This window comes from Bacillus altaicus, assembly GCF_042136375.2.
GTDB lineage: Bacteria > Bacillota > Bacilli > Bacillales > Bacillaceae_G > Bacillus_A > Bacillus_A cereus_U.
In genome coordinates this window covers 4961490-4974029 of the sequence record NZ_CM143394.1, presented here as the reverse complement: position 1 = coordinate 4974029, position 12540 = coordinate 4961490, and the positions used below count along the sequence as shown (strand labels likewise).

The following is a 12540-nucleotide window of genomic DNA, read 5'->3' as shown; positions in this document are numbered from 1 at the left end:
GAGGATCTTTTTCTTATATTGTTTTAGTTTTCGGATTAGGTGGTGTAACGGACGTATCATTTTCAGGTACTCTAGTTAATAAGAATCCGCCGATAATAAATAGGACAATAATACTAAGGACACCAGCGTTCGTTTTTCCTGTTAATTGTGTTGTGACACCTACTAATACTGGACCCATAATTGCTGCGAATTTACCAAAGATATTATAAAATCCGAAGAATTCATTTGCAGATTCTTTCGGTACTAGTTTTGCGAAATAAGAACGGCTAAGTGCTTGAATTCCGCCCTGAGAAGTAGCAACTAACATTGCTAAAATCCAGAAATCTAGTGTCGTTTTTAAGAAATAAGCATATATGCAAATAATGATATAAATAATAATACCGACATATAGCATTTTTTTACCGGTAAATGTTTCTGATAGTTTTCCATATAATAAAGCGAATGGACAAGCGACAATTTGTGTTACAAATAAGATGATTAATAGATTGGTTGCACTAATACCGAGATCTGTTCCGTAAGCGGTAGACATAGTGATAATTGTATCTACCCCGTCAATGTAGAAAAAGTAAGCTATTAGGAACATAAATACAGTTTTATATTCTTTAATATTTTTAAAAGTATTAGCAAGGCGCTTGAAGCTCATTGCAATTGGTCTTGGATGGCGTTCAATATAGTGTGTTTGCTCTACGTTTTTTAGCATTGGAATTGTAAATAGTCCCCACCAAAGAGCTGTTATTGCGAAAGAAATTTGACTAGCAATGCCGACTGATAAGGGGATAGTTCCTTTTTGAGAAAGAATAATAAGAGCAATACAACCGATAAAAGGAATTGTGCTCCCAATATAACCTAATGCAAAGCCTCTTGTAGAAATTCGGTCCATTCTATCTTTAGATGTAACATCTATTAAAAATGCATCATAAAAAATATTTGCTCCAGCAAAGCCGACTAATGCGAGCATATAGCATCCTAGTAATAAGTACCACTGAGATGTTGGAACAACTGCTAGCATACTCGTAAATACGATACCGAGTCCAAAGAAGAATGTGAAAAATCGTTTTTTAAATCCCTTATAATCAGCAACTGTGCCGAGAATAGGAGCGAGTATAGAAATTAAAAGTGTAGCGAACGAGTTTGCATATCCCCAATAGGCTGTTGAAGTTGCACCAGATAGTCCAGCTTCTTTTGCAGCTGCTTTAAAGTAAATTGGAAATAATGCAGTTGTAATGACGAGCGAATATACCGAGTTTGCCCAATCATATAATATCCAGCTTTTTTCTTGTCTGGACATTTTTTTCATATAATGTTCCCCCTTAAATTTGTTCTACTAACAGTGTACAAAAATAAAAATTGTAAAAAGAGAAACAGGGATGATTTTTACATAACTTTTACATATATACACAGTTCTTTACAATTGAAGTAAATCCTCTACAATTGCTCCGTCTGTTTCACCTAAGTGCAAACCGAGTAACCTAGCAATAGTGGGACCTTCATCAATCAGTCTCATATACGGGATTGTAACGCCACTTTGAATGCCTTTCCCAGCAGCCATAAAAATTGTTTCATAGTTAGGTTTTGTTGGGGAATATCCGTGTGTTCCAAATGTATATTTCTTACTAGAAGTAACATCTTTTTTAGTAATTTCTTTTATGAAATCACCTGTATAATTTTCAATGAAGTAATAACCTTCCATGGCTTCTAGCATAAATAAGCAATTACCATCAGCACCATGTTCTTTTGCATCTTCATCGTGCAGAATAAATTCAATTCCATTTTGTTTATCCTGAAGAAGTCCTTCAAGAAGAAGTTGAATCTCTTTAATTGTTTCAGTATCATTTTTATCTTTTACATGTACGTAGGCAGATCCATCACAGCTTTGGCAATAAGCTTTCCAATCTAGTAACTTTCCATTTTTGTTTACGGATATAAGTCCTTTTTGACGGAATAGGACATTTAATTGGATTGCTTTGTTTTCACTTAAAGCGCTATGGTCGCCAAGTGCAATAATTGTACTTTCTTCATATATCCCACTTTCTTTTAATGCGTGAATAATTTTTCCAAGGCGTTCGTCGTGTCTATGGATTGCAGCTACTGTTTCCTCGGACTCGAAGCCATGGTAATGTCTTTGAGTATCTAAATCAGTAAAATGTACAAACATAACATTAGGTTTTTTCGTCTGAATTGTATGTACGGCAGAAGCAAGGACGAAATCATCAAGCTCAGGCTGTGACAATCCATTTCGTATATGGCCGAAACGATGATTTAAATCTAATTGATATAGCGGGCTACCGCTAAATAATGAAACTAAAATTTGATTTTGCCACGGTCTATTTGGAAAAATTTCTGGTAAATTGTAATCGATATTTGCTCTTCCAGTAACAGGCCATAGAAGGGCTGCTGTCGTTAAATTTGCTTTGCGTGCTTCATCATATAAAGTTGTTCCTTTAATGGACTTTCGATACCAATGCCAATCTGGTGACTCACGTCCTGGTTGAAGTAATGTATTGCTGACAACGCCATGTTTATTAGGATAATTACCGGTTACGATTGTTGAGTGGCTTGGATATGTTACAGAAGGATAAATCGGCTCCACTTTTTTCGCAATCGCGCCCATTTTTATTAATTTTTGGAAATTAGGTAGTTTTTGTAATATAGGAAAATCTAAAGCTGATAAGCAGTCGAAAGATAAAATAATGACGTGATTTGTTAATGCTTTATCCATAAAGTTTCCCTCCTGATTATATAAAACCTATTATTATATATTACTATTAATACCTAGTAATAAAAATATATTTCTGAATAAAATTCTATTGTTTATTTTCAGAAAAATTAAACATATAATAAGTATAAGGGAATGAATGGAAGGAGGGAATACTATGGATTGGTTAGATGGATTTGGTATCTTTTACATCGTTGGTGGAGTTACAATTCTCCTTGTATTTTTTATGTCATATTTACTAAAGAAACGTTTTCCAGACAAACAGTTTGATATTATATTTGCACTTAGTTTAGTACTTCTTTGTTTAGCTTTCTTTCCTGTAACAATGATCGCTATTGGTGGATGGGAAGGAATGGGATACGGATTTATTTGTTTCTTCGTTTTAATTGGTACACTAATTGGTATGGTTACTCATCAACTTGTAAAAATAGTTCGGAAAAGTTATGTATAAAACAGTAATAACTGAAAAGAATATAGAAAAATAAGAAAATTGGCTCTTGTTTTGAAATGAAATTTATATTATGATATTGAACAAATTTATTTTGTTATAACGATGAAAAAGGAATAGTACATGTCTTACCTTTTTGCAGAGAGAGAATCCTTTTGGCTGGAAGATTCTTAAAAAGGCGATATGGAACCTACCTTTGAGTTCTGCATATGCAGCGGGAAATTCCCGTTATCAAAAAGAGAGCATACTCAATTGTTTTTGTGTATGAATCAGGGTGGTAACGCCGACAAAGCTCGGTCCCTATTTGGGGACGCGGGCTTTTTCTATTGTCTAAAGGAGGAAGAATGACTATGGTAAAAGAACAAGTACAAGCCATTACGAAGATGGAAGAAGACTTTGCTCAGTGGTATACCGATATTGTAAAAAAAGCGGAGCTTGTTGATTATTCAAGTGTGAAAGGTTGTATGATTTTACGTCCATACGGTTATGCATTATGGGAAAATATGCAGAAAGTGATGGATGAAAAATTAAAAGAATCTGGTCATGAAAATGTGTACATGCCAATGTTTATTCCAGAGAGTTTATTACAAAAAGAGAAAGATCATGTTGAAGGATTTGCTCCTGAAGTAGCATGGGTTACTCATGGCGGGGATGAGAAATTGGCGGAAAGACTTTGTATACGCCCTACATCTGAAACTCTATTTTGTGAGCATTTTTCAAAAATTGTTCAATCATATAATGATTTACCAAAGTTATATAACCAGTGGTGTTCAGTAGTTCGTTGGGAGAAGACAACGAGACCATTTCTTCGTACAACTGAATTTTTATGGCAAGAAGGTCATACGATTCATGAAACGGCAGAAGAATCTCAAATTGAAACATTAAATATTTTAAATTTATATGCTGCTTTTTGTGAAGAGTATTTAGCAATTCCGGTTATTAAAGGGCAAAAAACAGAAAAAGAAAAGTTTGCAGGAGCGAAGGCAACTTATACGATTGAAAGTTTAATGCATGATGGAAAAGCACTTCAAACAGGAACATCCCATAACTTTGGAACGAACTTCTCAGAAGCATTTGATATTAAGTTTTTAGATCGTAATGGTAAATGGCAATACGTACATCAAACATCTTGGGGTGTATCGACAAGAATGATAGGTGGACTTATTATGGTTCATAGCGATAATAACGGACTTGTAATGCCACCGAAAGTCGCACCATTACAAGTTGTTATCGTACCTATTGCTCAGCATAAAGAAGGAGTTTTAGAAAAAGTAACAGAGTTACAAGGGCGCATTCAAAAGGTTGCGCGAGTAAAAATAGATGCTAGTAATAAAACACCTGGCTGGAAATTTAATGAGTATGAAATGAAGGGTGTTCCAATTAGATTAGAAGTTGGTCCAAAGGATATTGAAAAGAATCAAGTTGTACTTGTAAGGCGAGATACGAAAGAAAAAGAGTTTATAGCAATGGATCAATTAGAAGAGCGCATCCCAACATTACTTGAGGAGATTCATCATTCTTTATTTAGTAAAGCAAAAGTATTTAGAGATGAGAGTACTTATAGTGTGACGAATTTCGAAGAGATGAAAAAAATAGCTGATGAAAAACAAGGCTTTATTAAAGCGATGTGGTGCGGAGAACTAGCTTGTGAAGAAAAACTAAAAGAAGAAGTTGGAGTATCTTCACGTTGTATTCCGTTTGAACAAGAAAGTTTAGTTGACGAATGTATTTGCTGTAGTAAAAAAGCGAAGCAGATGGTCTATTGGGGAAAAGCGTATTAATAGGCTTTCTGCTAGATGACAAAAAGGACTTTGGATTGCATAATGAAATGCAATCCAAGGTCCTTTTTAGTTTCATCTTGCTATTTGCGGGCAGTAAAACTCCCACCTCAAAATTCGGCTGGAGCAAAGAAGTTAGGTGGGAGCCCTGCTGCCCGTAAACGCCCAATTGGTGAGGGCTAATAATCAGTAGGGGATGAACAAAACCCCCACTGATTAAAGTTTCACTTTATAATTTGTTTCATGTGTTTTTTAGATGGAAGGATGATGTTTTTATTTTGCGTTTTTACGACGAATAAATAGTAACACACCGATTAGGAATGTTGAAAGACCAATTAAAATAGATGCAGGATAATGCGTTGCAGTATTAGGTAACTTATCGCCTTGTTTTCCTGAATTATCTTTTCCGTTACCGCTTTGAGAGCCGCTATCACCTTTAACGCGGTTGCCTCCCTGAGAGCCGTTGCCACCTTGAGAACTGCTGTCGCCTTTAACACGGTTGCCTCCCTGAGAACCGTTGCCACCAGAACCGTTGCCACCAGAGCCGTTGCCGCCAGAACCACTGCCACCAGAGCCATTGCCACCAGAACCACTGCCACCAGAACCACTGTCACCAGAACCGTTGCCACCAGAGCCGTTGCCGCCAGAACCACTGCCACCAGAACCGTTGCCACCAGAGCCGTTGCCGCCAGAACCACTGCCACCAGAGCCGTTGCCGCCAGAACCACTGCCACCAGAACCGTTGCCACCAGAGCCATTGCCACCAGAACCGTTGCCACCAGAGCCATTGTCACCAGAACCACTGCCACCAGAACCATTGCCACCAGAGCCGTTGCCACCAGAACCATTGTCACCAGAACCATTGCCACCAGAACCATTGCCACCAGAGCCATTGCCGCCAGAACCGTTGCCACCAGAGCCATTGCCACCAGAGCCATTGTCGCCAGAACCATTGTCACCAGAACCACTGCCACCAGAACCATTGCCACCAGAGCCATTGCCACCAGAACCATTGTCACCAGAACCACTGCCACCAGAACCATTGCCACCAGAGCCATTGCCGCCAGAACCACTGCCACCAGAGCCGTTGCCGTCAGAACCACTGCCGCCAGAACCGTTGCCACCAGAACCACTGCCACCAGAGCCGTTGCCGTCAGAACCACTGCCGCCAGAACCACTGCCGCCAGAACCACTGCCACCAGAACCATTGCCACCAGAACCATTGCCACCAGAACCACTGCCGCCAGAACCACTATCGTCCTGAGAACCATTGTTTCCTGGAGGTTTATTATTATCTTTTGAATTACCTTCTGCTAAATTATCGTTATTTTGTACAATAGCGTTTGTTATTGGATTGAAGTTTTCAGTTGCAGCATTACCAATATTTAAGCCGCTAAAAAAAGATAAAGAAAGTGTTGATGCTAAAATGAAGATTTTTTTCATTGTTTTCCTCCTGAAGAAAAAATTATTGTTCCATCTAAAATACATCCCTTTGTAATATTTCATAGGGAAAAGATTTTTATGCAAAAAAAACGATATATAGAAAAAGGTGGTGTATTTCTAAAGTGAGAAAAGAGTTAATGTAAATTTCTTGAAAACAGTAGAGTGATGGAGAATTTACACTCATAACAGTAGAGGAAGTGGCAACGGATGAAAGAATATATTGCATTTGATATTGATGGGAGAATTACTGAAAGAGGAGATGATTTCTTAAATGAAGTGAAGGAAGAGATAGGAACATACTTAAATCAAGATATTTATAGTAATTGTGAGATTAAACTTGTGCAAAGTGGCAATTGTGCAGGAATGATTGGTTCTATTTACCACTTATTACATCAGTATAAATAAATATAGTATCTGTTTTCATATAATTGAGAATTTATCCTTTTTCTCATTAGATAAATAATGCTACAATATAAGAGGAGAATACAATGTTTTCCGATTTGGAAAATGCTTTGTAGAAAGGAAGAAACTTCATGCCTATTATTTTAGAAAAAGGACAAAAGATTGATTTAACGAAAGGACAACCGAGAGTAGCGAAACTACAGGTTGGCTTAGGCTGGGATCCAATTGGGCAATCAGGTGGGTTTCTGTCTTCTTTATTTGGAAGTAAACCAAGTGTAGATTGTGATGCATCTGTTGTTATGTTAGAAGGGGATCGCTTTTTAAACAAAAATGATTTAGTTTACTTCGGCAACAAACTTTCTACTTGTGGTAGTATCATTCATTCAGGAGATAATTTAACAGGTGAAGGCGCTGGTGACGACGAAACAATTTTCGTAGAATTACATAAAGTTCCGAGCCGTATTAATCGTTTAGTATTCGTTGTAAATATTTATGACTGTGTAAATCGTCGTCAAGATTTCGGGATGATTCGCAATGCATATATTCGTATTCAAAACCCACAAACAGGTGAAGAATTAGCACGTTATAACTTGTCAGATAATTACGCTGGCAAAATGACTTTAATTGCAGGGGAAATGTATCGAGATGGAAACGAATGGAAGTTTTCAGCAGTTGGAGAAGGAACACAAGATAAAAACTTAAGTGAGATTGTATCACGTTACCAATAAAATAAACCAAGGAGGAATTGTATATGGCATCAATTTCATTGAAAAAAGGACAAAAGGTAGACTTAACAAAAACAAATCCAGGTCTTTCGAAAGTTCTTGTAGGACTTGGTTGGGATACGAATCGTTATGACGGACAAAACGATTTCGATTTAGATGTTAGTATCTTCTTAGTAGGTGCTAACGGTAAAGTTTCAGGAGCAGAGGATTTCGTCTTCTATAATAATCCAAAAGGTGCGAATGGCGCTGTAGAGCATTTAGGAGATAACCGTACAGGTGAAGGTGAAGGCGACGATGAAACAATTAAAATAGACTTAAAAAATGTTCCTGCACATATCGAACGTATTTGCTTCACAATCACAATTTATGATGGAGAAGGCCGTAGCCAAAACTTCGGACAAGTTTCTAACTCTTTCGTACGCATTCTGGATGAAGAAAAGAGTGCAGAATTAATTCGTTACGATTTAGGAGAAGATTTCTCTATTGAAACAGCTGTAGTAGTAAGCGAATTATACCGTCACGCAGGTGAATGGAAATTCAATGCAATCGGAAGTGGATTCCAAGGTGGATTAGGTTCTCTATGTAATAACTTTGGTTTAGATGTAGAGTAATAGATTTATATATCCATCAGTGAAACGAGTATTTACTGATGGATATATTTTTTGAAATTAAAAGATAGAGGTGAATATATATGGTTATTCAATTGCAAAAAGGACAGAAAATTGATTTAGCTAAAACAAGCCCAGGCTTATCAAGAGCAGTAATTGGTCTTGGATGGGATATTAAATCTTATGATGGTGGATCTGATTTCGATTTAGATGCATCTGCTTTTTTATTAGATGCGAACGGGAAATGTACGAAGGAAACTGATTTTATTTTCTATAATAATTTACAGTCTCCTTGTGAATCAGTTTTACATACAGGAGATAACCGTACAGGTGCAGGTGACGGTGATGATGAGCAACTTGTTGTCGATTTGAAAAAGGTTCCAGCAGATGTTCATAAAATTGCTATTACAGTTACAATTTATGATGGAGAAGGCCGTAATCAAAACTTTGGACAGGTTGCAAATGCATTCGTTCGTTTAGCAAATGAAGAAACAAACGAAGAAGTTCTTCGTTTTGATTTGGGGGAAGATTTCTCCATTGAAACAGCAGTTGTCTTTTGTGAATTATATCGTCATAATGGACAGTGGAAGTTTAGTGCAGTAGGAAGTGGATTCCAAGGTGGATTAGGTGCGCTTGTAAAAGCGTATGGCTTGGATGCATAAGAAGGGAAACGACATTCGTTTCCTTTTTTTGACCTTTCTATAAATCTAGCAAAGAATAGGGGATAAAGGTAAGATGAGTATTTTGCAAGGAATCCTTGATACGTATGCTCAGTTTTTCGACTTGGACATGTGGATTAAAGTGTTACAAGATCCAGTATCTTGGGGGTTAATAGGTACACTTGTTGTACTTGAAGGTTTATTATCTGCTGACAATGCACTTGTGTTAGCGGTAATGGTAAAACATCTTCCAGAAGAAAAACGAAAAAAAGCATTATTCTATGGACTGATTGGAGCTTATGTATTCCGTTTTATTGCAATTGGAATCGGGATGTTCTTAATTAAATTGGCCTGGGTAAAAGTGTTAGGTGCGCTTTACTTAGCTTGGTTGTCAATTAAATATTTCATTGATAAAAGAAAAGGCACTTCAGAAGAAGAGGAAGCCCATGGTATGAACCAAAACAGTATTCTCTTCAGAATGTTCGGTGTTTTCTGGGGAACGGTTGCGATGGTTGAATTAATGGATATCGCATTCTCTGTAGATAGTGTACTTGCTGCATTTGGTGTATCGAATGAAGTTTGGATTTTATTATTAGGTGGAATGCTCGGTATTTTAATGATGCGCGGTATCGCTGGCGTATTCTTAAAATTGTTAGAGCGTATTCCAGAATTGGAGACGACAGCATATATTTTAATTTTAATTATTGCAGCAAAAATGCTACTGTCTGTCATTCATATTGAAGTAAGTCATGCGCTGTTCTTTATTATTTTAGTTATAGCGTTTGGAGCAACATTTATACTTCACTACATGAAGAATTCTGGACAAGCTAAAGAAGAAGTTGCAGCTACTAAAAATGAACATAAATAATTGAAATGGGTTTGCTCGTTATGCGAGCGCCCATTTTTTATAACTAAAAATAGTTTATAATAGAAGAGAGACTTTATAAAAAACGTAAATGTTTTTGGAGGTGAACTGTTGTGTTTGCACGTTTTACACTTCAACCATGTGCATTAAAAGATGAATCAGATTTAAAGCAATTTGAAGCGCTTTTAGAAAAACGCCCACAATATGAACTGACAGAGAATGAGATGAAATTTAGTTACATAGCAAGTCGCATTCTTGGTGTTCCTAATGATGTAGATGAATATTTCAATGAACTATTTGATTATAGTGAAGCAAAAGGGATTGAGGTTTTGCATGAACAAAATTTAAATAAGGTGATTGATCCCGAAAAACTGCGCCATATTCAAGAAGTTTTTGCATTACATCAAGAAGCGCCGAATGGACTTACAGTAAATAGGCTTGTAGCACATTTGTCTGGAAAACAACTATTACCGCAAGTAGACAATCCTGATTTACAGCATTATATACATACGACGTTTATTTCTATATTGAAATTGTATGAGAAACAACATAATCAATCTTTAAAAACAGAAGGATTCCGGCGTTTCTTAATCGATATGATTAAATTAAGTGAAAATTACGTAGCGAAGTGGTTCTCTACCATTAATTATAAGAAACAAATGCCGCGTATCGTTTGGTACGGTGATGCGACGGAGAGTCGCATATATTTCTTATACTTTCTTATTATGCTCGGCTGTGATGTGCTTTATTATCACCCCGAAGGAAAAGATGGATTTGAGAGTGTAGATGAGGAAGGAAAGACCTTTGTCGTATCTCATTCAGGCCGTATTTCATTGGAACCATTTCCTGATCGGCGTCGTGAACGCGTCGCAACAGTAGCTTATCAAGCTTCAAAAGAAATCGAGCAAGTACTTCACCACGATAATTCATTATTATACAAACCGTGGCAATTCCGTTCGTATACACCTGTAGCCCGTACGCTCAAAACGACGTACGATGAACTTTTTTTAATTACGAAAGAAAAGGCATTTGTACGTCCAACATTCTTTGTTGAAAATAAGCATATTTATATTCCTTCTTTATTTGCAAAAATATCAGGGGTTTCAAAGAATGATAAAGAATATTTCCAGCGATTAAAGGCTGTTACATCATTTGATAACAGTTTTTTAATTAATACATTCCCGTTTACGAAAGAACAAAAAGCGAATTTCCAATATCATTATCGAGATGCATTGGACCGCACAGGGAAGTTACATCCGGATTTAATTATGAACAGCCATTGGTGGCCACATAAGCGTTTACCAGAAGGATTACAACATGGTATTGCAGAAGCAATCATCCATACGTGTGAAAGTGAAATGTGTAAACCAATTACGAAAGAGACGAAACAAGATGTAGCACTGTATGTTTTCGCGCAACTCTCTCAAATACCACCGAATATTTTAGAGCAGCTTGAGAAATTTGATTATTCGCAAGAAGTACCGAAAATTGTTATATTTAATAATGAGAAGAGCGGAGAATTAAGTCGTTCTGATGCTGTGTTATTACTATTTTTAAATCAAATTGGAGTAGATGTATTCCACTTTAATCCAACGGGGAGAAACGATATTGAACCCTATATTCAATCAGGAGCATTTGATTCACATTGGCTTGAAGAAGTTAATTTCGATCTTGAATTTCATGGTTCATCAGCCTATAAAAATTTATCACAAACAATAAAAGGACTATTTCGTCCATTTTTATAAGGAAAGGGAGAATATCATATGAATAACCCAGTCGTACTAGATTCGAAAACAGAATTGAATGAGCAAACCGCACAAGATGTTCGCTTGCAACTTAGACAAGATGCTGAAGTACAACGTATTTATAATGCAGTAGACATTAAAGACCAATTAGAATTAATCGAGCTTGGAAAAGAGCCTTCTATGGAGATTTCACGTTTCGCTGATCAAATTTTACATACAATGTCTTTATCGAAAGTAGAAGACTCTGGTGAATTATTAAAGCAGCTCGGTAAAATTATGGACAGATTTGATAGTAAAGACTTTGCGGAAGAGAAAAGTGGTTTCTTCTCACGTATGTTCAAAAAAGCAGATAAAATGATTGAACAAATCTTTAGTAAGTACCAGACGATGGGTCGCGAAATGGATAAAGTATACGTAGAAATTACGAAGTATCAAGATGAAATGAAAAAATCAATTGGTACGTTAGATGGTTTATATGAGCAAAACTTAAAGTATTATTTAGACTTAGAAAAATACGTAGTAGCAGGGGAAATGCTATTAGAGCGTTTAAATACAGAGTTAGTTCCGATGTACGAAGAGCGCATACGTAATAATGATCAGTTAGCAGGTATTGAATTAGAATCGCTTAAAAACTCTGTTGAAATTTTAGAACAACGTATTGATGATTTAGAAAAAGCACGTATGGTTGCTCTATTAACAGCGCCACAAATTCGTATGATTCAACGCGGTAACAATAAATTAATCGGTAAAATCAATACAGCATTTATTACAACGATTCCTATCTTTAAAAATGGTATCATTCAAGCGGTAAATGCGAAACGTCAAAAGCTTGTTGCGGACTCGATGGCTGAACTTGATCGCCGTACAAATGAATTACTTAAGAAAAATGCACAAAATATCGCAACTCAAAGTGTGGAAGTAGCGAGAATATCAGGTTCTTCTAGTATTAAGATGGAAACACTTGAGGAAACTTGGAACATTATTTCAAGAGGTATGCAAGAAACACAACAAATTGAAGAGCAAAATAAGCGTGAGCGTGAAGAAAGTCGTAAGCGTATGGCTACATTAACAGAAAATATTAAAAAAGAATTACAAGGATAAACAAAAAGGCAATGAGGAATATTCCTCATTGCCTTTTATTCGCTATTTGC

At 36.5% G+C, this 12540-nt stretch carries 11 protein-coding genes, 1 pseudogene and 1 other annotated feature; of the genes and pseudogenes, 9 read left to right on the top strand and 3 right to left on the bottom strand.

Annotated features, from left to right (window positions below; all coding sequences use genetic code 11):
• Nucleotides 1-13 precede the first annotated feature (13 nt).
• Together ACE38F_RS25670 and ACE38F_RS25665 are read right to left on the bottom strand one after the other, a co-directional pair.
• Nucleotides 14-1297, bottom strand: a complete 1284-nt coding sequence (locus ACE38F_RS25670) for an MFS transporter (protein ID WP_215555116.1) — start codon at nucleotides 1295-1297, stop codon at nucleotides 14-16.
• A gap of 108 nt (nucleotides 1298-1405) precedes the next feature.
• Nucleotides 1406-2719, bottom strand: a complete 1314-nt coding sequence (locus tag ACE38F_RS25665; protein ID WP_375370557.1) for an alkaline phosphatase family protein — start codon at nucleotides 2717-2719, stop codon at nucleotides 1406-1408.
• A gap of 154 nt (nucleotides 2720-2873) precedes the next feature.
• On the opposite strand from ACE38F_RS25665, the gene ACE38F_RS25660 reads away from it, so the two are divergent.
• Together ACE38F_RS25660 and proS are read left to right on the top strand one after the other, a co-directional pair.
• A complete protein-coding gene (locus ACE38F_RS25660) occupies nucleotides 2874-3167 on the top strand; it encodes a YesK-like family protein (protein WP_341307787.1) in 294 nt (97 codons plus the stop codon).
• A gap of 93 nt (nucleotides 3168-3260) precedes the next feature.
• Nucleotides 3261-3469, top strand: a binding site (T-box leader).
• A gap of 45 nt (nucleotides 3470-3514) precedes the next feature.
• Nucleotides 3515-4945 carry a proline--tRNA ligase gene (proS, locus tag ACE38F_RS25655; protein WP_341307786.1) on the top strand — a complete coding sequence of 477 codons (1431 nt, stop codon included), beginning with the start codon at nucleotides 3515-3517 and terminating at the stop codon, nucleotides 4943-4945.
• A 270-nt stretch (nucleotides 4946-5215) separates the two neighbouring features.
• On the opposite strand, the gene ACE38F_RS25650 is transcribed toward proS, so the two are convergent.
• Nucleotides 5216-6385: a cell wall anchor protein gene (locus ACE38F_RS25650; protein ID WP_375370618.1), complete on the bottom strand. Its 1170-nt coding sequence runs from the start codon at nucleotides 6383-6385 to the stop codon at nucleotides 5216-5218.
• A gap of 231 nt (nucleotides 6386-6616) precedes the next feature.
• On the opposite strand from ACE38F_RS25650, the pseudogene ACE38F_RS25645 reads away from it, so the two are divergent.
• The 7 genes and pseudogenes from ACE38F_RS25645 to ACE38F_RS25615 form a co-directional block, all read left to right on the top strand.
• A pseudogene (locus ACE38F_RS25645) lies at nucleotides 6617-6790 on the top strand (ROK family protein); the annotation flags it as partial.
• Nucleotides 6791-6918: 128 nt separating this feature from the next.
• On the top strand, nucleotides 6919-7515 hold the full coding sequence (locus ACE38F_RS25640) for a TerD family protein (protein WP_002029589.1): 597 nt from the start codon (nucleotides 6919-6921) through the stop codon (nucleotides 7513-7515).
• Nucleotides 7516-7538: 23 nt separating this feature from the next.
• Nucleotides 7539-8123, top strand: a complete 585-nt coding sequence (locus tag ACE38F_RS25635) for a TerD family protein (RefSeq protein ID WP_215555121.1) — start codon at nucleotides 7539-7541, stop codon at nucleotides 8121-8123.
• Nucleotides 8124-8203: 80 nt separating this feature from the next.
• Nucleotides 8204-8782, top strand: a complete 579-nt coding sequence (locus ACE38F_RS25630) for a TerD family protein (protein WP_002091197.1) — start codon at nucleotides 8204-8206, stop codon at nucleotides 8780-8782.
• A 73-nt stretch (nucleotides 8783-8855) separates the two neighbouring features.
• Complete coding sequence (locus ACE38F_RS25625) at nucleotides 8856-9647, top strand: TerC family protein (RefSeq protein WP_341307784.1); 792 nt, start codon at nucleotides 8856-8858, stop codon at nucleotides 9645-9647.
• Between the two features lie 110 nt (nucleotides 9648-9757).
• Complete coding sequence (locus tag ACE38F_RS25620) at nucleotides 9758-11389, top strand: YceG family protein (RefSeq protein ID WP_215555123.1); 1632 nt, start codon at nucleotides 9758-9760, stop codon at nucleotides 11387-11389.
• Between the two features lie 18 nt (nucleotides 11390-11407).
• The gene (locus ACE38F_RS25615; protein ID WP_002113709.1) at nucleotides 11408-12490 is read left to right on the top strand and encodes a toxic anion resistance protein; all 1083 of its coding nucleotides are present in this window, start codon (nucleotides 11408-11410) and stop codon (nucleotides 12488-12490) included.
• Nucleotides 12491-12540: the final 50 nt, after the last annotated feature.